Origin of the sequence: Streptomyces flavochromogenes (assembly GCF_000717595.1) — a bacterium.
GTDB lineage: Bacteria > Actinomycetota > Actinomycetes > Streptomycetales > Streptomycetaceae > Streptomyces > Streptomyces flavochromogenes.
Genome location: NZ_JNZO01000005.1, coordinates 231,811 through 251,685, shown reverse-complemented (window position 1 = coordinate 251,685; position 19,875 = coordinate 231,811). Strand labels below are relative to the sequence as shown.

Below are 19,875 nucleotides of genomic sequence, written 5' to 3'. Positions count from 1 at the left end.
GGTCTACGGGTGGGGTGTCTACGAGGCGCTCAGCCGACCAGAGTGCTCTCCCGCGGCGCGCGTGGCGCCGACTGCGTCGTGGCGAGCTTCTCGCCCTCCACGTCCACCCGGGGCAGGATCCGGTCCAGCCACGTCGGCAGCCACCAGGCGGACCTGCCGAGCAGGGCGAAGAGCGCCGGCACGATCGCCATCCGGACCACGAAGGCGTCGAAGAGGACCGCGATCGCGAGGGCGAAGCCGATCATCTTCACGAAGTCGTTGTCCTCCACGATGAAGCCCGAGAAGACGCTCATCATGATGACCGCGGCCGCGCCGACCACCCGGCCGCCGTAGCGGAAGCCGTCGACGACCGCCTCGCCCGGGCGGGCGCCGCGGGCGTACGACTCGCGCATCCGGCTGACCAGGAAGACCTCGTAGTCCATCGCGAGGCCGAAGACCACCCCGATCATGAAGATCGGCATCGTGCTCATGATCGGGCCCGGTGCGTCGATGCCGAAGACGTCGGCCAGCCAGCCCCACTGGAAGACCGCCACGACCGCGCCGAGTGCCGCGGCCACCGAGAGCAGGAACCCGAGGGCCGCCTTGAGCGGGACCAGGACGGAGCGGAAGACCACCATCAGGAGGAGGAAGGCGAGCCCCACGACCAGGGCCAGATAGGGCAGGAGCGCGTCGTCGAGGGTCTGCGAGAAGTCGATGAACATGGCCGTCTGGCCGGTGACGAGGATCCGCGAGGCGGTGCTCCGCTCCAGGTCGTCGGCAATGTCGCGAAGTGCGTGGACCAGCTCCTCGGTCTTCTTCTCGGTCGGGCCGGTGGCGGGGACGACGGTGAGGATCGCGGTGTCGCCCGCCTTGTTGGCGGTGGCCGGGGAGACCGAGGCCACGCCGGGCGTCCTCGCGAGGGCCTTGCCGATCGTGTCGCCGGCGGCCTTGGCGCCCGCGCCGGCACCCGCGGTCCCGGCGCCGCCGGTGGACTTCGTCTGCACCGTGATCGTCAGGGGGCCGTTGAAGCCGGGCCCGAAGGACTCCGAGAGCAGGTCGTACGCCTTGCGCTGGGTCGTCTGCGTCGACATCTGGCCCTCGCCCGGCAGGCCGAGCTCCAGGCTCGCTGCAGGTACGGCGATGGTGCCGAGGCCGATCACGCCGACGAGCAGGACGACGACGGGGTGGCGCAGGACGTAACGGGCCCAGCGGGTGCCCAGGTTGGGCTTCGTGTTCCGGGCCGCCTTCGCCTCGTGCCGGGCCGCCCTGCGCCGCTGACGGTCCGACAGTGGCTTCACGGCGTACCGCAGACGTCCCTTGCGGGCCATCACCTTGACCGGCGCGAGGCCGAGGAGGGCGGGGACCAGCGTGATCGCGACGAGTACGGCGACGGCGACCGTGCCGGCCGCGGCCAGGCCCATCTTGGTGAGCATCGGGATGTTCACGACGGCGAGCCCGGCGAGGGCGACGATGACGGTGAGACCGGCGAAGACGACGGCCGAGCCGGCGGTGCCGACGGCCCGTCCCGCGGCTTCCTCGGGGGTACGCCCCTCGGCCCGCTCGGCACGGAAACGGGACACGATGAACAGCGCGTAGTCGATGCCGACCGCGAGGCCGATCATCATCGCCAGGGTTCCCGTGGTGCCGGAGAGGCCGAAGGTGGATCCGAGGGCCGTGATGCCCGAGATGCCGATGCCGACCCCGATCAGCGCGGTGATCAGCGGCATTCCGGCCGCGATCATCGACCCGAAGGTCAGAACGAGGACGAACGCGGAGACCAGGATGCCGATCTGCTCGCCGGTGCCGCCCATGGCCTGCTCGATCTTCACGGCGTCACCGCCGGCCTCGACGGTGAGTCCCGCCTCGCGGGCCTGCTCGGTGGCCGCGTCGAGGGCATCGTGCGCCTTGTCGTCGACCGCCGCCGCGGGGACCTTGTAGGTCACCACCATGTAGGCGGTCGTCCCGTCCTCGCTGATGCTGACGGCCGGGGAGCTGTACGGGTCGGCGACGCCCACCACCTGGGGGGACGACGTCCCCAGCCCGGTGACGAGACGCTCGACCGCGGTGCGCGTCGAGGGGGTGGTGATCTTCGTGCCCTGGGGGGCGCGGACGACGACCCGGGCGGTGGCGCCGTCGACGCTCGCGTCGGGGAACTTCTCGGTCAGCAGGTCGAAGGCCTCCTGCGACTCGGTGCCCGGCATCGAGAACGTGTCGGCGGGCGGCGTCGGCGCGGAGGAGGCGGCGACGCCCATGCCGACGAAGGCCAGCAGCCAGAGCAGCAGCGTCACCCCCTTGCGGCGGAAGGCGAGGCGGCCCAGTTTGGAGAGGAACGTAGCCACGGTGGGGCTCCCGTCGGGTGGTTGAGGGTCGGGCGGGGTGAAAGGGCGAGTGGGCTCGCGGCCCGGGGGCGGGGAGGCCGGGTGCGTGCCCGGGTCGGTGGGGCAGCACGGCATGGCGCCATGGCGCCATGGCGGCGCGGGGGCGGTACGGAGGTGGGCTCGCGTGCGGTGCGGCGAGAGGCACGGGGCGCGAGAGGCGCGAACGGTACGGGGCGGGGGCGCCGCCGCTCCCGGTCGGGTCAGGACGCGGTGGTGAGCGACTCGCGGCGCGTCGGGGACCGGTGGAGGTCGAGGGCGACCGGCACGGGCTGCTTGCGGGCCGTGGCGAAGACGTACAGGCGCAGTGCCAGGAAGCGGCCGATGCCGGCGAGGCCCGAGGCGGAGAGATAGACGGTCTGCTCGACGGCGAGACCGGGCGTGCTCTCGATCGCGTGCAGGACGAGCATCGCGAGCGTGGTCACGGAGAAGGCGGCGGCGGCCGTTCCGGCGGACTGCAGGTGGTGGCGGAGGCCGCAGCGCAGCAGGCCGCGCCCGGCGGAGGGCCGGAGCCCCGACGCGAAGGTGAAGCGGGCGTGGAGCTCGGTCGCGAGGATCGTCGAGACGACGGTGACCAGCGCGTTGGCGAGGGCGAACGGCAGGAGGGCGGCGAGCAGGGCGACGGCCGCGCTGGACGCGAGGCCGACTCCGCCGCCGCATATCACGAAGCGAACGAAGGAGGCTAAGGCGCCGGGAGCACCGGTGGCACCGGTGGCACCGGGAGTGCGGGTGGTGCCGAGACCGCCGGTGGCACCGGGAGTGCGGGTGGCACCGGGAGTGCGAGTGGCGCCGGGAGCGCCGGTGGCGCCGGGAGTGCGGGTGGTGCCGAGACCGCCGGGGGTACCGCAAGCGCCGGTGGCTCTGGTGATGCCCGTGGTGCCGGTGGCGCCGAGACCGCCGGTGGCACCGGGAGTGCGAGTGGTGCCGGGAGCGCCGGTGGCGCCGGGGTTGCCGTAAGCGCCGGTGGTTCCGGTGGTGCCCGTGGTGCGAGTGGCGCCGGGAGCGCCGGTGGTGCTGGGCCGTGATCCGCGTTCCATCGGGCTTCCTTCCCCCTCGGTTCGTTGTCTCCGGGCGTCTACGCGCGGCGGATGACGATGTCGCCGACGCTCGTGCGACCGCGGACCTCGACCGTCTCCTCGGACTGGCCCGGGCCCTCCGCCGCACCCAGTTCGTTGCGTACGCGGCCGGCCGTGGACCGTACGTCGAGCCAGGCCGCCGTTCCCTCGGCGATGCCGACCTCGAGGCCCCCGGCGGCGGAGTCGAGCGTGATCCGGCCGCGGACGACCTCGCCGAGACGGATGGCGCCACTGGCGGTCTTGGCGGTCACCGAGGACTCCGTACGGCCCACGCCGATGGGCCCGTTGGACGAGTTCACCTGCAGCTCGCCGGTGATCTCGCCGACCGTGGTCTCGCCGTTGAGGTTCCGGATCGTCGCCGATCCGTCGATCCTTCCGATGCGCACCCGGCCGGAGCCGTGGATCTCGGTCTCGCCGCTGGTGCTGTCGACGAGGATGTCGCCGTGCGAGGTCTTCAGCCGTACGGCCGCGGCCTCGTCCAGCTGGATGTCTCCGGCGGCGGTGGTGAGGCGGCAGTTCCCGAACAGGCCCTCGCCGATCAGCTCGCCGAGGCCCGTCTTGCAGGTCAGGTCCGAGCCGGCGGGCAGTTCGACGGTCACGTCGACCGCGCCGATCTTGCCGAAGAGCGAACGCTTCCTGGGCCCCTTGACCAGCAGCTTTCCACCCGTGCAGGACACGTTGGTCTCGGCGGCGGCCTGGACGTCGAGCTTGTCGCCGGGGTCGCTCGGCGTCACCTCGACGACGGTGTCGGTGCGCTTGCCCGCGACGATCCGGGCCCGCCCGATCTCGATCTCGATGGTGGCGGAGAGGGGTGCGGGGGTGTCGAACGTAGGCATGGCTGTGCCGTCCTTTGACTGAGGAGAGGTGAGTGCCGGGGTGACGTGCCTCGGTGCGGCGGTGATGTGGCCGGGCCCGGTGTTCGTGGGTGAGCCCCGGTGGCGCCGGATTGCCGGGATGTGCGGGCCGGGCTAGCGGACCCAGCCGGTGAAGCCCTGGCCGACGGCGGGGCCCACGCCCGTCGTGCCCTTGCGGGTGGTGCGACCCGCCGTGGCGCCCGGTTCGAGGGCCGCGGCCACGGCCCTGACGAGCCAGGCGTTGACCGAGAGTCCCTCGCGGCTCGCGGCCTCCTCGACCCGGATCTTGAGCTGGGCCGGCGGCCGGAAGTTGATGCGGGAGGTGGCGCCGTCCTCGCCCTCCACGGGGGTCGTGACCGGGGGCGGCGGGGCCGGCAGGGCCTCGGCCTCCTCGAAGGGGTCGGCGGTCGGCGGCGCGGTCACCACGAACTCGGGGTTCAGGCCGCGCAGCCGCAGATCGACCGAGCCGGGCGCGAGGTCGCGGGTGATCTCGTCCATCGCGTCGGACAGGGCGTTGAGCAGGGTCAGCCGGGCGGCCGACTCGAGCTGTCCGGTGAGTCGGTCCGCCAGGGCGCGGGCTTCGTCGCCGCCCGCCTGGGCGGCCACGCCGAGCTCATGGCGGAGATTGTCCACGTACGGGGTGAGGTCCATGACGCAATAGTGGCACCATCGTGGCGCCATTGCAAGTCATCTGGCGCCATGTTGCGCCACAGTGCGCCAGAGTGTTGCCGGGTTGGCGCCACAGCGGCCACTGCTAGTCGCCGCAACCGCCACACCGCCCCGCCCCGGCGCTTCGTGGCGGGCCGTCGGGGTTGACCCGGTTCGGGGGTGCGCATAGCGTCGCCGCGCTGGGACGACGAGCGGATGCTCAGGGGGTTATGCGGTGGCGGCGACAGGTGGAGACGAGCGGCTCACTGCGGACGGGGCTCCCTTCGCCGTCGAGGACGGGGTGTACGCCTCCGGGCCCCGCACGCTGAGGGAGTTCGTCGAGGTCGTCTGGGGCTACGGCGACCGGGTGTTCCTCGTGTCCGAGGACGGGCGGACGACCTACCGCGAGTTCTTCGACGCCGCCTGCGGGCTCGCCCGGCGGCTCGTCGGGGAGTACGGGCTGCGGCCCGGGGACCGGGCCGTCGTCGCCATGCGGAACCACCCCGAGTGGCACGTCGCCTTCTGGGCCGCCCAGCTCGCCGGGCTCGTCGCCGTCCCCCTCAACGCCTGGTGGACCGAGGACGAGTTCACGTACGCCCTCGACGACTGCGCTCCCGCGGTGCTCCTCGTCGACGGGGAGCGGGTCGGGCGGGTACGGGAGTGGGCCGCCAGGAACCATGTGCCCGGGATCGTCTTCCACGGAGAGGGCGCGGCGGACGCCGCGGACGGAGCAGGCGCGGCGGACGTGCCGGGCACGGCGGAGGGCGAGGGCGGCGCTCCCGGAGCGGCGGCCGGCTTCGTGCCGTACGTCCCCGACGCGGATCCGCACCTCGGGCCGCCCCTCGTCGACGTCCTGCCCGAGCACGACGCCACCATCATCTACACCTCCGGCACCACCGGGCGCCCCAAGGGCGCCGTCGCCACCCACCTCGCGCAGGCCGGGGCCGCCATGAACCCGCGGTACTTCGCCGCCGCGGCCGCCCTCGCGCGCGGGGACGTGCCCGGGGCGGGGCCCGTGCCCGTGTCGCTGACCACGTTCCCCTTCTTCCACGTGGCCGCGTTCACCTCCTTCTACGGGGTGATGGCGGCCGGCGGCACCCTGGTCATGATGCGGAAGTGGGACGCCGGCCGGGCCCTCGAACTGATCAGGGAGCACCGGGTCACCCACTACGCGGGTGTCCCCACCACCGGCCTCCAGCTGCTCGCCCGTGCCCGTGCCACCGGCGACCCGCTCGACAGCCTCACCCTGCTCAGCACCGGCGGCGCCGCCGCTCCGCCCGGCATCGTCGACGGGATCGCCGCCGGGTACGGGGAGCGGCTCGAGCCCCGCAACGGCTACGGGCTCACCGAGACCAGCGGCGGGGTCCTGTCCAACGTCGGGGCCGAGTACCGCGCCCATCCCGGCAGCGTCGGCCGGCCCACGCCCGTCACCGAGGTGCGGATCGACCGGCCCGACGCCGAGGGTGTCGGTGAGCTGTGGCTGCGCGGGCAGTCTCTCGTCCGCGGCTACTGGGGCAACGAGGAGGCGACCCGAGCCGCGTTCTCCGAGGACGGCTGGTTCCGGACCGGGGACCTCGCGCGCGTGGACGCGGACGGGCGGGTGACCATCGTCGACCGTCTCACCGACATGGTGATTCGCGGCGGTGAGAACGTGTACAGCGTCGAGGTCGAGGACGTGCTGCAGCAGCACCCGGACGTCGTCGACGCCGCCGTCCTCGGCGTACCGCACCCGCTCCTGGGCGAGGAGGTCGCGGCCGTCGTCCGGCTGCGGCCCGGCGCCGTCGTCGGCATCGACGAGCTGCGCGCGCACGTGGGCGCCCGCCTCGCCGCCTTCAAGGTGCCCGCCCATGTCCTCGTACGCGAGGAGGAACTGCCGCGGAACCCGACGGGGAAGCTTCTCAAGCGGGAGTTGCGGGGCAGCCTGGCCTGCGGCACGTGAGGTGACTCAGCTCCGTGTGATCCGTACCCGGTACGTACCGCTCGGGTCCTCGTCGAGCACGCTGATCCTTATGCCGTTGGCCCGGTCCGTGAACGTTTCTCCCGGGCGGTACGGCGCGTCCGACAGCTCCGCGTGGACGTTGGCGCGCCGTGTGCAGCCGCCGCTCGCGTGCTCGCTGTCGGAGACGGTCACCGGGCCGTGGCCGGTGTCCACGTCGGACTCCACCCGGTAGACGAGGACGCCGTGCTCGCAGACCGCCTCGTCGTTGCCCTCCTTGCTGCGGACCTCGACCGCGTACCCCGACGTGTCGGAGAGCGGGACGAACGCGAGCTTGGGGCCGCCGGAGACCGCCAGCGGGGTGAGCGTGTAGTCGCCGGTGCCGGTGCCGGACGCGCAGCCGATCTGGTCGTTGTCGAGCCAGCCCAGCTTCCACTTGTGCCAGCCGAGCAGGTCGTTGTTGGCACCCCAGTCCTCGGACATGATGTCCCAGTGGCCGACGGTCCCGCCGCCGTCCGAGGTGTACAGGTCGGGCAGGCCGAAGACGTGCCCGTTCTCGTGCGGCAGGACTCGGTAGCCGGTCTCCCCGAAGCTGCCGGAGCCGTCGTCCTGGCGGCTGTAGACGAAGGACGTGTTGGCCAGGGGCACGCCGTCCGCGTAGGGGGCGTCGTCGTTTCCGGAGAAGGTCACGGACAGGACGGTGTCGAGGGCGGAGGGCCCGGCATTGGGTGTGACCAGGACGTTGACCAGGTCGTACGCGCTGAAGTCCACCTTCTGGTCGGCCGCCGTGACGATGTCCTCGACGAGGGAGCGGTAGCCCGGTTCGTATGGTGAGCCGCGCTCGATCCCGTACGCCGAGAAGGCCTTCGGCATGCGCAGCCAGTCGGGTATCGGGACCTCGGGCTGGTAGTGCAGCCGCCCGTACGAGCTGACGCGGAACCACTCGGCGGTCTGCGGGAAGAACTCGCGGAAGCGGCTCATCGCGGTGCCGTCCCCGGGTGCGTCGGGGAAGTCGATCATCAGGTTCAGGGCCCTGACCCGGCCCGTGGAGCGCACGTACCCGGGGGCCGTGGGGAGCCCCTCCGACATCTGCACGCCCATCATGGTGGCGATCCGGCAGGGCCCCAGCTGGGCGCCGTCCGGCGCGGCGGCCACGGGGCCCGCCGAGGCCGGGGCGGGCCCGGGGAGGGTGGTGCTCGCGGAGGCGAGCAGCGTGAGGGAGAGCGCCGTGGTCGCGGCCATGGCGACGGGTCTGCGTATCCGTCGTCGGGGGTGCTGCATACGGGCGCCTCTCCGGTGGGGGCAGGTCGGCGGCACGGCCCCTTCCGGTGCTCGCGGGGTCGCGCTGTGCGATCACTCTGTGACGAGCGCTTCCGGCGCGCGCGCCGGGTGGCCCGATCGGTGGACCTGCCGAGGACCTGCCGAGGGCCGGCCGGGGACCTGTCGAGGACGTGCCGAGGACGTGCCGAGGGCCGGCCGGGGACCTGCCGGGGACCGGCGCGCGGGGTCTGTTCGGGGACCGGAGGGCGGGCGCTCCGGGAGGTCCCGGGTGTGTGGCTCAGGTCACACGACGACGGGGAAATAACCGGGGACCAGGTCCCCGTTTATGACTGTGTTCAGCGAAGTGGGGAGTCCCTCCCCGGATATCCCGGAGACGGCTTCCGGGATCCCCCCGAATGACCCTCAGAGGAGGTCGTGGCGTGACCAGCACCGTCGCCGATTCCGCGTCCGCCCGGCGCGTACCCCGCCCGCGCGCGGACGCCCTGCGCAACCGCGAGCGGATCGTGACGGCGGCCCGCGAGATGTTCGTCGAGTTCGGGTCCCAGGTGCCCTACGACGAGATCGCACGCCGGGCCGGCGTCGGGAACGCCACGCTCTACCGGAACTTCCCCGAACGCACCGACCTCGTCCACGAGGTCGTCCTCTCGCTCATGGCCCGCGTCACCGAGGTCGCCGAACGGGCCGCCGAGGAGGAGAGCGACACCTTCGCCGCCCTCCGCCGGTTCACCCTCGGCGCCGCCGACGAGCGCGTCGGCGCCCTGTGCCCGATGCTCGACGGCGCCTTCGACAAGGACCACCCCGACCTGATCGCCGAGCGCGCCCGCCTGGAGGAGGCCGTCCAGGGCCTCGTCGAGCGGGCCCAGCGGGCCGGTCGGCTGCGCACCGACGTGGGCGTGGGGGACCTGATGGTGGCGCTCTCCCAGCTCACCCGACCGCTGCCCGGATCGGGCTGCGCGGCCTTCGACCAGTTCGTCCGCCGTCATCTGCTGCTGTTCCTCGACGGCCTGGAGGCGCCCGCGCGCTCCGAGCTGCCCGGGAAGGCCGCGACCCTGGAGGACCTGAGACGCGACTCCTGCTCGTCGTGAGCGCCGTCGTCGTGAGCGTCCTCCCCCGGGGGGCCCGGCCTACGTAACCCGCGCTCCGCCCGACTTACCTATACGTCCTTTTTTCACCAGTACGCGCCAAGAGGTGGCTACCCCCATGCCGAAAGTCCCCGACAACACCGTGACCCACCCCGATCCGGGCCGCTGGAAGGCGCTCGTCTTCATCGCGCTCGCCCAGCTGATGGTCGTGCTCGACGCGACGATCGTGAACATCGCGCTGCCCTCCGCCCAGCAGGACCTGGGGATATCGGACGGCAACCGGCAGTGGGTCATCACCGCCTATGCCCTCGCCTTCGGTGGTCTGCTCCTCTTCGGCGGCCGCATCGCCGACCTGTGGGGCCGCAAGCGCACCTTCGTCGTCGGCCTGATCGGCTTCGCCCTCGCGTCCGCCCTCGGCGGCGCCGCGACCGGCGAGGCCATGATGCTGGGCGCCCGCGCGCTCCAGGGCGCCTTCGGCGCACTCCTCGCGCCCGCCGCGCTGTCGCTGCTCGCCGTGACCTTCACCGACGCCAAGGAGCGCGCCAAGGCCTTCGGCATCTACGGCGCGATCGCCGGTGGTGGCGGCGCCGTGGGTCTGATCCTCGGCGGTTTCCTCACCGAGTACCTGAACTGGCGCTGGACCTTCTTCGTCAACATCCCGTTCGCGATCGTCGCCGCCGTCGGCGCGTACCTCGTCATCCGTGAGCCCGCGGGCAGCCGCAACCGCTCCACGCTCGACATCCCCGGTGTGATCCTGTCCACCCTGGGTCTGGTCGCGCTCGTCTACGGCTTCACCCGCGCCGAGTCCGAGGGCTGGAGCGACGCCGGCACGATCGGCATGTTCGTCGGCTCCGTGGTGCTGCTGGGCGCCTTCGTGCTGACCGAGGCGAAGGTGAAGTCCCCGCTGCTGCCGCTGCGGGTCCTGACCGACCGCAACCGCGGCGGTGTCTACCTGTCGCTGGGCCTCGCGGTCATCGCGATGTTCGGGCTGTTCCTCTTCCTGACCTACTACCTGCAGGTCGTGAAGGGCTACTCCCCGGTCATGACGGGCTTCGCGTTCCTCCCGATGATCGCGGGCATGATCATCGGCTCGACGCAGATCGGTACGCGGCTGATGACCCGCGTCCCGCCGCGGCTGCTCATGGCCCCGGGCTTCCTGACCGCCGGTGTCGGCATGCTGCTGCTCACCCAGCTGGAGGTCGGCACGTCGTACGCCGGTCTGATCCTGCCCGCGCAGCTGCTCCTCGGTCTGGGCATGGGTACGGCGTTCATGCCGGCCATGTCGCTCGCCACGCACGGTGTGGACCCGCGGGACGCCGGTGTGGCCTCCGCGATGGTCAACACCTCGCAGCAGGTGGGCGGCGCCATCGGTACGGCCCTGCTGAACACGATCGCCGCCTCGGCGACCACCGCGTACCTCACGGACAACGCGGCGGGGGCGACCACTCCGGCCGCGCAGAAGCTGCTGCAGCTCCAGGGCATGGTCGAGGGCTACACGGCGGCCATCTGGTGGGCCGTCGGCATCCTGGCCGCCTCGGCCGTGATCGCCTTCACCCTTATCAACACCGGGAAGCCGGACACCGGGATCGTCGCCGGGTCCGGCGAGGGCGCGGAGGACGAGGTGAAGGTGCCGGTCATCGCGCACTGATCCCGCAGATCCGGTCGCGTGCCCGTGATCGCGTGCCGGTGATCCCGTGCCCGTGATCCCGTACGTCGTGTGATGCCTGCCCTGGTTCCGCTGCTGGTCAGCGGAGCCAGGGCAGGTCCGCGTCCGCGTCCGTGGGTTCGAGGCCCTCGGCCATGACCCGCATGATCGCGCCGAGCTGCTTCACCTGATCGGGGGAGAGCCGGTCGAAGAGGGCCTGGCGGACCGCGGCCACGTGGCCGGGGGCGTTCTGCCGGAGGACCTCCATGCCCTCGTCCGTGAGCCGCGCGAACTGGCCCCGCTTGTCGGAGGGGCAGTTCTCGCGTCGTACCCAGCCGTTCTTCTCCAGGCGGGCGATGGCGTGGGAGAGACGGGAGCGGGTGATCTTGGCGCTCTTCGCCAGCTCGGTCATCCGCAGCCGGCGGCGCGGGGCCTGGGAGAGCTGGACGAGGAGCCCGTAGTAGATGTGCGGCATCCCGGCGTCGCGCTGCAGCTGGCGGTCGAGGTGGTCCTCCAGGAGCGTGGTGGCGTGCAGGTACGCGCGCCAGACGTGCTGCTCCTCGTCGGTGAGCCAGCGGGGTTCGGTCATGTCTCCCATGGTGCCCAATCGTACGACTCGTTCTTGAAAGTTGAACTACATAGGTCTACGGTGTACGGCAGGACGCTTGAAGTTTCAAGAACCTGCCGAGACCGAGAAACCGGAGGTGGTCGCCATGGACGCCACGCTGGAAACAGAGGCCACGCGCGCGCGGATGCCCGCCCTCTACCTGTCCCACGGCGCCCCGCCGCTCGCCGACGACCCCGTCTGGCCCGGAGAGCTCGCCGCCTGGTCCGCGGGCCTTCCCCGCCCCACGGCCATCCTCATGGTCTCCGCCCACTGGGAAGAGGCCCCGCTGGCCCTCGGCGCCACCGAGACCGTCCCACTCGTCTACGACTTCTGGGGCTTCCCCGAGCACTACTACCGCGTCCGGTACGCGGCCCCCGGCGCGCCCCGGCTCGCCGAAGCCGTCCACAAGCTGCTCCGCGCCCCCGGCCACCCCGTGCAGGACATCCCCGACCGGGGCCTCGACCACGGCGCGTACGTGCCGCTCGTCGAGATGTTCCCGGGCGCCGACATCCCCGTACTCCAGATCTCCATGCCCACCCTCGACCCGCGCCGCCTCATGGACATCGGGCGCAGGCTCGCCCCGCTCCGCGACGAGGGCGTCCTGATCGTGGGCAGCGGCTTCTTCACCCACAACCTGGCCGCGCTCCGCCACACCGGCGGCGGCGTGCCGGGCTGGTCGGCCGAGTTCGACGCCTGGGGGCACGAGGCCCTCGCCGCGCAGGACGTGGACGCGCTGCTCGACTTCGAGCACAAGTCGCCGGCCGGACGCCTCGCCCACCCGCGTACGGAGCACTTCGCCCCCCTCTTCGTCACGATGGGCGCCGCGGACGCGGCGGGCGACCTCGACGAGGAGCGGTCGGTCATCGACGGATTCTGGATGGGGCTCGCCAAGCGGTCGGTGCAGTTCGGGTAGCCGACGGGTTCCTGAGTCCGCCTTTCGGGCCGGGCCGGGCCGTGCACGGGCTCACCGGAGCAGCGGTGGATTCAGTTCGATCGAGCGGGTCGCGGCGGCCAGGGCGATCGGGTCGCCGACGTCGAGCGCCGTGTCCGTGAACTTGATCGTGTGGTCGTCGCCGTGTGCCGCCGCCCGCTCGAAGACCTCCTCGGCGGTGAGGAGCGTGGGCGTGTACGCGGCGGGCTCCGGCGGGGCGTACGCGGCGGTCACCGCGGCCGCCGCCGTCCACGCCGCCGCCAGACTCGGCGCCCACAGCTCGCGGGGGAGCGCGGGCAGGGCGCGCAGGACCGCGTTGGGCGCGGTCGCCGCATGGACCAGCATGATCGGCTCGCCGTGGCCGTGGGTCGCGTACCGGTGGGTGGCCGCCGTGACCAGCTCGGTGAGCAGGGCCTTCGCGGTGTCGGGGTCCGCGGCCGCACCCCAGACCGGGAACGCCGTCAGCTGCGGGAGCCGGTCACGGATCCCGCCCTCCTGTACCGGAACCGGCGGTACGGCGTCGAGCGCGGTGGCCGCCGTGGGTGCCACGGACAGCGCGGCGAGCGGGGGCAGTGGCGTGTTGCGGGCCGCCCAGTAGCCGAGGGCGTGGGCGAGCTCGGCGAGGCGGGGGGCGGTCGCTCCCCCGCCCCCGGACGCCTCCTCGGACGACAGGAGGGTCCGCACGGCGTGACCGGTCCGGATCACGGGATGCGTCGCCGAGGCCGAGATGCCCGGGAGCAGCCGGGGCCACCACTCGGCGAGGACCTCCCGCCAGGGGCGCCCGGCGAGCTCGCGGCCGAAGAAGCGCGTCCAGTCGGTGATCCGGGCCGGGTCGCCGAGCGCCTCGCGCCAGCCGTCGGCCGTCACCGGCCGGGACGGGGGCGGCAGCTCCTCCAGCTTGTGCGCGTAGTGGTCCAGCCAGCGGTGCACGGTCGGGGCCTGGCCGTTGCGGACCAGGGCCTCGACGGCCATGGGGGCGTGGTTGGTGAGCCAGCCGTTGCGCTCGGGGCCCGTGGTGTGGAGGCGTTCGAGGGCTTCGTCGAGGGTGCCGGAGGCGTCGGGGGCCGCAGGGGCCGTGCCGGCTTCGGTGCCGGATGTGTCGGTGCCGGATGCGTCGCTCATGGGGGCGACGCTAGGGCGGGGGAGGGGCGGGCCGTAACGGGCTCGGGACCGAGGCCGGGAGGCGGCCCGGGACCTAGTCCGGGAGACCGAGACGGCTCCGCCCGTCCACGGGCAACCCGATGGCCCGCCCACGCGTCTAGAGGGATGACGCCGCATGTGATCGCGGTCTCACCGACGGTGTGGTCGGGGACCCCGCGAGCGGCGTCGGATCACCCCCCGTGCCCGGTCTGACCTGCGCCTCCGTGGGTGCCGAAGGCATGCCCACAGGGGCGGCGGCCGCGCAGGATACTGCATGATCGCGAAAATCCATGCGCCGGGTGGGAATTCTGTCCTGATTCCAGTCGTTGTTTCCGTCGGATGCAGGGCACCCGAAAAGGTGTCGCGACCTACTCAGCAAGGGAGCACGCATGGCAACCCGTGCCGTCGCCCGTCGTCAGACCTCCGCCAAGAGCGGGGCCGCACGGGCAAGCAGCGTTCGCGCCGTGGGCGGGGAGATCGCCGACCGCGACCTGGTCGGCATGTACCTCGACGAGATCGCGCGCACGCCCCTGCTCGACGCCGCCAAGGAGGTCGAGCTCTCCCAGACGATCGAGGCGGGCGTCTACGCCCGGCAGATACTCGACGGTGAGGTGGAGTCCGAGGCCGGCGGCGCGTCCCGCGAGGAGCTCGAAGCGCTCTACGAGGCGGGCGAGCGTGCCAAGGACCTCTTCATCAAGTCCAACCTGCGGCTCGTGGTGGCCGTCGCCCGGCGCTACCCGCGCAGCGGGCTGCCGCTGCTCGACCTGATCCAGGAAGGGAACGCGGGCCTGGTGCGCGCGGTCGAGAAGTTCGACTACGCGAAGGGCTTCAAGTTCTCCACGTACGCCACGTGGTGGATCCGCCAGGCCATCACCCGGTCCATCGCCGACCAGTCCCGCACGATCCGGCTCCCCGTCCACCTCGTGGAGGAGCTCGGCAGGATCCGCCGGGTGCAGCGCGAGTTCAACCGCGAGCACGGCCGCGAGCCGGAGCCGGCGGAGATCGCGGCCGAGCTCGACACGAAGCCCGAGCGGGTCGTCGACGTGCTCGACTGGGCGCGTGACCCGGTCTCGCTGAACATGTCGGTGGACGACGAGGGCGAGACGCAGTTCGGCGACCTCCTGGAGGACACGTCGGCGATCTCGCCGGAGCAGTCGGTGCTCACGCTGCTGCGCAGCGAGGAACTCGACGACCTCATCGACAAGCTCGACCACCGGACGGCCTCGATCATCCGCATGCGGTACGGGATCGAGGACGGGCGCGAGCGGACGCTGACGGAGGTCGGCAAGCAGCACGGCCTGACGCGCGAGCGGATCCGGCAGATCGAGAAGCACGCGCTCCTCGAACTGAAGAAGATGGCGCACGACACGGGCTTCGACGCGGTGGCCTAGGGCGGCCGGCGGCCCGGTGCCGGCACGTGCCGGGGGCCGGGGCGAGCCCCCGGCCCCCGGGCCCGCGCCGTCCTCACCTCACCGTCGACGCCGTCAGCCGTGCCCCCAGGTCCTCCACGTACGTCAGCAGCGACGTCGGGCTGTGGATCGTGAAGGGGGCGTCCACCAGGGCGAGGCGGATGGCCAGCCATTCGACCGAGTCCGCCGAGCGGGCGCGGAGGCGGCAGGTCGTCGGGCCCGTCGCCGTCGGGACCAGGTGGGAGGGGAGCCGCGCCGTGACGAAGTCGGCCGGAGCCTCGAAGGCGACGTCCAGGTCGAGTTCCGGCTGCGCCCGCGACATGGAGCGCACCAGGAGCTGCGCCGCGTCGCCCGCGGGCAGCTCCCGCGGTGTGAAGCGGGCCCCCGTGGCGAGCGGGTCGCTCACCCGGTCCACCCGGAAGGTCCGCCAGTCCTCCCGCCCCAGGTCGTACGCCACCAGATACCAACGGCGCCCTGTGGAGACCAGCCGGTAGGGCTCGACCAGGCGCTTCGACTCGGCCCCGTCGCCCGCCCGGTATCCGAAGCGGAGCTTCTCGCGGCCGGTGACCGTGCCGGCCAGGGTGGTCAGAGTGGCGGGGGTGACCGTCGCGCCGTCCCCCCGCGTCAGCGGGATCGTCGCGTTCTGGAGCGTCGAGACCCGGTGCCGGAGCCGCGCCGGCAGCACCTGCTCCAGCTTCGCCAGGGCCCGTACCGACGCCTCCTCGACGCCCTCGATCGCGTGCCCCGCCCCCGCCCGCAGCCCGACCGCGATGGCGACGGCCTCCTCGTCGTCGAGCAGCAGCGGCGGCATGGCCGTACCGGCGACGAGCCGGTAGCCGCCGACCGCGCCGAGCGTCGCCTCGACGGGATAGCCGAGGTCACGGAGCCGGTCGATGTCCCGGCGGATGGTGCGCGGGGAGACCGAGAGCCGTTCGGCGAGCTCGCTTCCGGGCCACTCACGCGGGGTCTGAAGGAGCGAGAGCAGATTCAGGAGTCGTACCGGGGTGTCCGTCATACGTTTCAGGATGAGGGTCATCTAGGCCATCATTTGACCTAGATGGCCTTTATCTTCTCCGTATGAGTGCACACGAAGCCGACGCCGTCACGGACGCGGCCCCCACCGACACGTCCGACAAGCGACGCTGGATAGCCCTGGCCATCGTCATGACGGCCGCCTTCATGGACCTGGTCGACGCCACGATCGTCAACATCGCGATCCCGAGCATCGAGCGGGATCTCGGCGCCACCTTCGGTGCCATCCAGTGGATCACCGCCGGTTACGCGCTCGCGTTCGCCGCCGGTCTGATCACCGGTGGCCGGCTCGGTGACATCTTCGGCCGCAAGCGGCTCTTCCTCCTCGGAACGGCGGGCTTCACGCTCGCCTCCGCCCTCTGCGGCTTCGCGGCCAACCAGGAGATGCTGGTCGGCTCCCGCCTGCTCCAGGGCGCGGCGGCCGCGATGATGGTGCCGCAGGTGCTGTCGATCATCCACGTCACCTTCCCCGCGCACGAGCGCGGCAAGGTCTTCGGCATGTTCGGCGCGATCATCGGTCTGGGCGCGGTCTCCGGCCCGCTGCTCGGCGCGCTGCTCACGCAGTGGAACATCGCGGGCCTGGAGTGGCGCCCGATCTTCCTCATCAACCTGCCCGTCGGCATCGCGGGCCTGCTCCTGGGCCGCAAGTTCATCACCGAGTCGAAGGCCCCGAAGGCCCTCCGCCTCGACATGGTCGGCGTGCTCCTGGTGACGACCGCGCTGCTCATGCTGATCTACCCGCTGACGCGCGGGCGTGAGCTGGACTGGCCGCTGTGGGGCCACGTGATGATGGCCGGCAGTCTGGTCGTCTTCGGTGCGCTCATCGCGTACGAGAAGTACAAGACGAAGAAGGACGGCTCGCCGCTCGTCGAGCTGTCGCTGTTCAAGGTGAAGAGCTTCGCGGCGGGTATCGCGGTGCAGCTGACCTTCGGTGTCGTGATGGGCATCTTCTTCCTGGTCTGGACGCTGTACATGCAGATCGGCCTCGGCTGGAGCCCGCTGCGGGCGGGGCTGACCGGTGTGCCGTTCTCCATCGCCGTGTCGACGGCGGCCGGCCTCTCGGTGCAGAAGCTGGTGCCGCGCTTCGGCCGGAAGGTGCTCCAGGCGGGCGCGCTGACGATGATCGCGGGCGTGCTGCTCTACCTCTTCGAGGCGGGCCGGTACGGGACGGACATCGAGTCCTGGCAGATGATTCCGCCGCTGGTGGTCATGGGCCTCGGCATGGGGCTGATCGTGGCGCCGCTGACGGACGCGGTCCTTTCGGAGGTGCCGAAGGAGCACGCGGGGTCGGCCTCGGGTCTGATCAACACGACCGGGCAGATGGGCAACGCGCTCGGGCTCGGGCTGGTGTCGGTGGTCTTCTTCGGCGTCATCGACGGCAAGCCGGCCCCGAAGTCCCCGACCGAGGCGGGCCTGGCGTTCGCCGACGCCTTCCAGAACGCGATGGGCTGGGTGGCGGGCGTGCTCGCCGTGATCTTCCTGGTGATGTTCGCGCTTCCGGCGAAGCCGAAGCAGCACCTGGAGGGCGGCGATGACGGCGACGCCGTGATCGAGAAGGAGCCGGCGCTGGCGCACTGAGCCGGCCGCTGACGCACTGCAGCGGCCGCGGAAGGGCCCTGCTCCCGGGAATCGCCCCGGGAGCAGGGCCCTTCGTCATGTCCGGATCAGGTCGCCGAGGCGGGCGAGGCTCGGGGTGGCCGTGGCGCCCTGACCCGGTCCCGGCGCGGGGCCGGGCGCGAGGGGCGGTGCGGTATCGGCGATCGCACCGCCCCTCGGTGTGTCACCGCTCCGTCATGAGCGGGTCAGAGTCCGCGGGAGCCGGCCCAGGCCGACGCCGAAGGCGCGAGGCCCGTGAGGACGAGTGCGACCGAGGCCGGCGCACCGCCGCTCACCCAGACACGCCGCCGGGGCAGCGGACCGAGCTTGGACATGGACAGAGTCCAGGGATCAGGACGCAGGCATGCTCCTTTCCTCCGCCGGCTTCGGTCGCCGACGCCACGATGTGGGGGGTGGGACGAAGGCGGAAGCGATGATGACGAGCTTCCTGTCGGATCATCGGATCGCGGTGGCGGGGACTTGATGGGTCCGGGACGCGCTACCTCCTGCTCCTCGACGCCGACCACGTCCTCCGCCAGGAGGGCCCGCTGCCCGAACTCTCCGCCGACGGGTGCATGCTCCGCCACGAGGGAGCGCTGGAGTACCGGATCAAACGCCTGGTCAGGGACGGTCTGCCATGGCGGTACGAAGGTGTCACCCACGAGTACCTGACCGCCGAGGGGGACCGCGTCCAGGAGAACCTCGACGCCCTCGTCATCGAGGACTACGCCGACGGCGGCTCACGCCACGACACGTTCGAGCGCGACGCCCGCCTCCTGAGTGCCGAGCTGGAGCGCGACCCGGCGAATCCGCGCACCGTCTTCTATCTCGCGCAGACCTTCCGCGACCTCGGCCGTGCCGACGGGCCGCCGAGCTCTACGAGCGGCGCGCGGCCATGGGCGGCTGGGGCGAGGAGGTCTACTACTCCCTGCTCCAGTCCGGCGTCCTCCGCGCCGAGTCCGGCGACTGGCCGACCGCGATGGACGCGCTCTCCCGCGCCTGGGAGTCACGGCCGGACCGCCTCGAAGCCTGCTACGAGCTGGCCGCCCGGCTGCGGACGATGCGCCGCTACCGGGCGGCCCACGCCGTGGTCTCCGCCGTCCTGGACCGGAAGCAGCCCGACGACCTGCTGTTCATGCAGCCCTGGGTGTACCGGTGGGGGCTGCTCTTCGAGTACTCGATCACCGCGTACTGGGTCGGCGAGTACGCGGCCTCCCTCGCCGCCTGCGACCGGCTGCTCGGCCTGCCGGACCTGCCGGAGACGTACCGCGAACAGACGCGCGCCAACCGGGCGTTCGCCGTCCAGCGCCTGTCGGAGGCGGCGGACGTCCCCGCGCTGGTCTAGCACCCGGAGTCGTACGGGGGCGAGGACGGGCGCGGGGACGGCCGCGCGGACGTCAGCGGACCCGGGAGCGGGACTCCATCGCGTCGCGGGCCGCGCGCTCGTCCTCGTACACCTCGCACATGTGACGTCCGTCCGGAGTCGCCGTGTGCTCGACCTCCCAGAGACTGGCCTCGCTGCCGTCGAGCAGCAGGAACTGGTGCTCGTAGAGGGTGAATCCGGCGTCCCGGCCCCCCTCCACCGGGCAGTGGCGGCCGAAGGCCTGGGTGATGTGGTGGGCGAAGGCCAGCCGGAGCCGGCGGGCCGTCGCCCGGCCCGGCCGGTCCGCGTTCTCCGCGCGCCGCAGGACGCGGCGCGCGTGGTCGGCGGAGTTGTCCGGCACGTACATCCGGGGCTGGGCGGGTATCGGGCGGGCCAGCAGCGCGCTCAGCAGCGCCATGTCGTCGTCCTCGTCGAGGGCGCGGCCGTCGGAGCGCTCGGCGGTCCAGCCCGGCAGGGAGCCGGTGGGGAGGCGGGAGGCGGCGAGCCGGGCCTCCGACTCCTCGGCGTACAGCTCGTGCTGCTCCGCGCCGTCCCGGCCGGCGTTGTGCGTGAGCTCCCAGAGGCTGAGGGCGGAGCCGTCGCTCAGCAGATAGGTGTGGCGGTAGGTGGCGCGGTGCAGCGACGCGCTGTGGTGCGAGGAGTGGAGCGCGCTGGAGTGCGCGAGCGCCGCGCCGAGGCGCTCGACGGTCGAGTCGGGCAGATCGAAGGAGTTGAGCGCCCGGCCGAGGAGGCGCTCAAGGTGCGTCTCGGCTGTCTCGTACGGATCGTGAGGATCCTGCGGATCGTTCAAGAGGGTCTCCAGGCCGTCGCCGCATGTCACTCGGTGCTTGCTTAACGTAGTCCCTGGGTCCGGCATCGCGTCCGGGGTTCCGGAAAACGAAGGGCGCCGGAGGGAAGTTC

Annotated in this window: 17 protein-coding genes; 7 read left to right on the top strand and 10 right to left on the bottom strand. The window is 72.3% G+C overall.

Annotated elements, in window-relative coordinates:
* Positions 1 to 29 precede the first annotated feature (29 nt).
* The 4 genes from IF00_RS0107495 to IF00_RS0107480 form a co-directional block, all read right to left on the bottom strand.
* Positions 30 to 2,318 carry an MMPL family transporter gene (locus IF00_RS0107495; protein WP_030315565.1) on the bottom strand — a complete coding sequence of 763 codons (2,289 nt, stop codon included), beginning with the start codon at positions 2,316 to 2,318 and terminating at the stop codon, positions 30 to 32.
* A gap of 239 nt (positions 2,319 to 2,557) precedes the next feature.
* Positions 2,558 to 3,019, bottom strand: coding sequence for a GtrA domain-containing protein (locus IF00_RS41015; RefSeq protein ID WP_051819973.1), 462 nt, complete (start codon positions 3,017 to 3,019; stop codon positions 2,558 to 2,560).
* A gap of 410 nt (positions 3,020 to 3,429) precedes the next feature.
* Positions 3,430 to 4,266 carry a DUF4097 family beta strand repeat-containing protein gene (locus tag IF00_RS0107485; protein ID WP_030315563.1) on the bottom strand — a complete coding sequence of 279 codons (837 nt, stop codon included), beginning with the start codon at positions 4,264 to 4,266 and terminating at the stop codon, positions 3,430 to 3,432.
* Positions 4,267 to 4,398: 132 nt separating this feature from the next.
* Positions 4,399 to 4,935: a hypothetical protein gene (locus IF00_RS0107480; RefSeq protein WP_030315561.1), complete on the bottom strand. Its 537-nt coding sequence runs from the start codon at positions 4,933 to 4,935 to the stop codon at positions 4,399 to 4,401.
* A gap of 232 nt (positions 4,936 to 5,167) precedes the next feature.
* Here IF00_RS0107480 and IF00_RS0107475 point away from each other — a divergent pair, with 232 nt between their 5' ends.
* Positions 5,168 to 6,871 carry a class I adenylate-forming enzyme family protein gene (locus IF00_RS0107475; protein WP_030315560.1) on the top strand — a complete coding sequence of 568 codons (1,704 nt, stop codon included), beginning with the start codon at positions 5,168 to 5,170 and terminating at the stop codon, positions 6,869 to 6,871.
* 6 nt (positions 6,872 to 6,877) lie between these two features.
* Here the strand turns inward: IF00_RS0107475 and IF00_RS0107470 are convergent, their stop codons facing one another.
* A complete protein-coding gene (locus tag IF00_RS0107470) occupies positions 6,878 to 8,149 on the bottom strand; it encodes a M6 family metalloprotease domain-containing protein (protein WP_030315559.1) in 1,272 nt (423 codons plus the stop codon).
* Positions 8,150 to 8,568: 419 nt separating this feature from the next.
* Here IF00_RS0107470 and IF00_RS0107465 point away from each other — a divergent pair, with 419 nt between their 5' ends.
* Positions 8,569 to 9,234, top strand: a complete 666-nt coding sequence (locus IF00_RS0107465; RefSeq protein ID WP_030315558.1) for a TetR/AcrR family transcriptional regulator — start codon at positions 8,569 to 8,571, stop codon at positions 9,232 to 9,234.
* 115 nt (positions 9,235 to 9,349) lie between these two features.
* On the top strand, positions 9,350 to 10,879 hold the full coding sequence (locus tag IF00_RS0107460; protein ID WP_030315557.1) for an MFS transporter: 1,530 nt from the start codon (positions 9,350 to 9,352) through the stop codon (positions 10,877 to 10,879).
* Between the two features lie 97 nt (positions 10,880 to 10,976).
* Here the strand turns inward: IF00_RS0107460 and IF00_RS0107455 are convergent, their stop codons facing one another.
* Positions 10,977 to 11,465: a MarR family winged helix-turn-helix transcriptional regulator gene (locus tag IF00_RS0107455; protein ID WP_030315556.1), complete on the bottom strand. Its 489-nt coding sequence runs from the start codon at positions 11,463 to 11,465 to the stop codon at positions 10,977 to 10,979.
* Between the two features lie 124 nt (positions 11,466 to 11,589).
* On the opposite strand from IF00_RS0107455, the gene IF00_RS0107450 reads away from it, so the two are divergent.
* Positions 11,590 to 12,396 (top strand): dioxygenase family protein, encoded by an 807-nt coding sequence (locus IF00_RS0107450; protein WP_051819957.1) that lies wholly within the window; start codon positions 11,590 to 11,592, stop codon positions 12,394 to 12,396.
* Between the two features lie 51 nt (positions 12,397 to 12,447).
* Here IF00_RS0107450 and IF00_RS0107445 read toward each other — a convergent pair whose 3' ends face one another.
* Positions 12,448 to 13,536, bottom strand: a complete 1,089-nt coding sequence (locus IF00_RS0107445; RefSeq protein WP_037637706.1) for a questin oxidase family protein — start codon at positions 13,534 to 13,536, stop codon at positions 12,448 to 12,450.
* 407 nt (positions 13,537 to 13,943) lie between these two features.
* Between IF00_RS0107445 and IF00_RS0107440 the strand changes: the two genes are divergently transcribed.
* Positions 13,944 to 14,945 (top strand): sigma-70 family RNA polymerase sigma factor, encoded by a 1,002-nt coding sequence (locus IF00_RS0107440; RefSeq protein WP_030315552.1) that lies wholly within the window; start codon positions 13,944 to 13,946, stop codon positions 14,943 to 14,945.
* Between the two features lie 73 nt (positions 14,946 to 15,018).
* Here the strand turns inward: IF00_RS0107440 and IF00_RS0107435 are convergent, their stop codons facing one another.
* Positions 15,019 to 15,978 (bottom strand): helix-turn-helix transcriptional regulator, encoded by a 960-nt coding sequence (locus IF00_RS0107435; RefSeq protein WP_030315549.1) that lies wholly within the window; start codon positions 15,976 to 15,978, stop codon positions 15,019 to 15,021.
* 62 nt (positions 15,979 to 16,040) lie between these two features.
* Between IF00_RS0107435 and IF00_RS0107430 the strand changes: the two genes are divergently transcribed.
* Positions 16,041 to 17,573 carry an MFS transporter gene (locus IF00_RS0107430; protein WP_030315547.1) on the top strand — a complete coding sequence of 511 codons (1,533 nt, stop codon included), beginning with the start codon at positions 16,041 to 16,043 and terminating at the stop codon, positions 17,571 to 17,573.
* Positions 17,574 to 17,797: 224 nt separating this feature from the next.
* Here the strand turns inward: IF00_RS0107430 and IF00_RS47595 are convergent, their stop codons facing one another.
* A complete protein-coding gene (locus IF00_RS47595) occupies positions 17,798 to 17,926 on the bottom strand; it encodes a hypothetical protein (RefSeq protein WP_280922606.1) in 129 nt (42 codons plus the stop codon).
* A gap of 560 nt (positions 17,927 to 18,486) precedes the next feature.
* Between IF00_RS47595 and IF00_RS47780 the strand changes: the two genes are divergently transcribed.
* On the top strand, positions 18,487 to 18,936 hold the full coding sequence (locus IF00_RS47780) for a hypothetical protein (RefSeq protein WP_051819950.1): 450 nt from the start codon (positions 18,487 to 18,489) through the stop codon (positions 18,934 to 18,936).
* A 52-nt stretch (positions 18,937 to 18,988) separates the two neighbouring features.
* Here IF00_RS47780 and IF00_RS0107410 read toward each other — a convergent pair whose 3' ends face one another.
* Complete coding sequence (locus IF00_RS0107410; protein WP_245234455.1) at positions 18,989 to 19,831, bottom strand: DUF6227 family protein; 843 nt, start codon at positions 19,829 to 19,831, stop codon at positions 18,989 to 18,991.
* Positions 19,832 to 19,875 lie beyond the last annotated feature (44 nt).

Excerpts from the sequence above, each read along its gene's own strand:
- IF00_RS0107485 (WP_030315563.1), bottom strand. The coding sequence starts at position 4,266 with ATGCCTACGTTCGACACCCCCGCACCCCTCTCCGCCACCATCGAGATC.
- IF00_RS0107480 (WP_030315561.1), bottom strand. The coding sequence starts at position 4,935 with ATGGACCTCACCCCGTACGTGGACAATCTCCGCCATGAGCTCGGCGTG.
- IF00_RS0107470 (WP_030315559.1), bottom strand. The coding sequence starts at position 8,149 with ATGCAGCACCCCCGACGACGGATACGCAGACCCGTCGCCATGGCCGCG.
- IF00_RS0107460 (WP_030315557.1), top strand. The coding sequence starts at position 9,350 with ATGCCGAAAGTCCCCGACAACACCGTGACCCACCCCGATCCGGGCCGC.
- IF00_RS0107455 (WP_030315556.1), bottom strand. The coding sequence starts at position 11,465 with ATGACCGAACCCCGCTGGCTCACCGACGAGGAGCAGCACGTCTGGCGC.
- IF00_RS0107450 (WP_051819957.1), top strand. The coding sequence starts at position 11,590 with ATGGACGCCACGCTGGAAACAGAGGCCACGCGCGCGCGGATGCCCGCC.
- IF00_RS0107445 (WP_037637706.1), bottom strand. The coding sequence starts at position 13,536 with ATGAGCGACGCATCCGGCACCGACACATCCGGCACCGAAGCCGGCACG.
- IF00_RS0107440 (WP_030315552.1), top strand. The coding sequence starts at position 13,944 with ATGGCAACCCGTGCCGTCGCCCGTCGTCAGACCTCCGCCAAGAGCGGG.
- IF00_RS0107435 (WP_030315549.1), bottom strand. The coding sequence starts at position 15,978 with ATGACGGACACCCCGGTACGACTCCTGAATCTGCTCTCGCTCCTTCAG.
- IF00_RS0107430 (WP_030315547.1), top strand. The coding sequence starts at position 16,041 with ATGAGTGCACACGAAGCCGACGCCGTCACGGACGCGGCCCCCACCGAC.
- IF00_RS47595 (WP_280922606.1), bottom strand. The coding sequence starts at position 17,926 with ATGTCCAAGCTCGGTCCGCTGCCCCGGCGGCGTGTCTGGGTGAGCGGC.
- IF00_RS47780 (WP_051819950.1), top strand. The coding sequence starts at position 18,487 with ATGGGCGGCTGGGGCGAGGAGGTCTACTACTCCCTGCTCCAGTCCGGC.
- IF00_RS0107410 (WP_245234455.1), bottom strand. The coding sequence starts at position 19,831 with ATGCCGGACCCAGGGACTACGTTAAGCAAGCACCGAGTGACATGCGGC.